The sequence below is a fragment of the Vibrio sp. 10N.222.52.C12 genome (assembly GCF_041474215.1).
GTDB classification, from domain to species: Bacteria; Pseudomonadota; Gammaproteobacteria; order Enterobacterales; family Vibrionaceae; genus Vibrio; species Vibrio crassostreae_C.
Map to the genome: position 1 here is coordinate 1 of NZ_JBFRTR010000145.1, position 668 is coordinate 668.

General features: G+C 49.0%; 1 protein-coding gene. It reads right to left on the bottom strand.

The window, feature by feature from the left end; all coding sequences use genetic code 11:
* Window positions 1–668: VCBS domain-containing protein (locus tag AB4623_RS21705; protein ID WP_372147357.1), on the bottom strand; the 668-nt coding region annotated here is incomplete at both ends.

A 668-nucleotide genomic window follows, 5' to 3' on the forward strand; every position in this document is an offset into this window, starting at 1 on the left:
GCGATGCCTGAGTGAGCATGGTCGGGTGACATGTCGACACCCGCGCTGTTTTCGGTTATTGAACCAGTATCAACGCCAGCGATTTGGGCTTTATCGCCAACAGCCGAGAGCGTCGTTGATGCGCCAGTGTGTGTCACACCACCGTGGGCATCTTTGACATCATAGCTAAAGTGCACCGCTCCGTTGTAGTCTTTTTCTGGGGTAAAAGTGAACGTGCCATCGGCATTTAACGCAATAGCACCATGGTCAGCCTGTAGGTTTTCAATGGATAGTTTGCCAATATCGTTGTCATCAACATCGCTAGTATTAGCCAGAAGCTGTGCTGAGGTGAGGACAATTTTGCTATCTTCCAAGCCATTCGCTAAACGTACTTCAGCTGACGCAACTGGCGCATCATTGGTGCCATGAACGGTCACTGTGATATCTTTTTTAGCACTGCCATCGATAGATTCAACGGTAAAGGTTTGCTGGAAGCTTTCCCCTGCGCCTAAATGTTGGACTTTATCATTGTCAATGTTGTATGACCAATGGCCTTGTGCGTTGATATTGAACTGACCACCTTCGGTGGTGGTGATGGTTTGTGCGATAAAACCGGCTTGGTCGTGATCCGGGTCAATGACCTGTAACGTGCCACCACTGCTGAGCTGATTGGTGGTATTGCCAAAGGA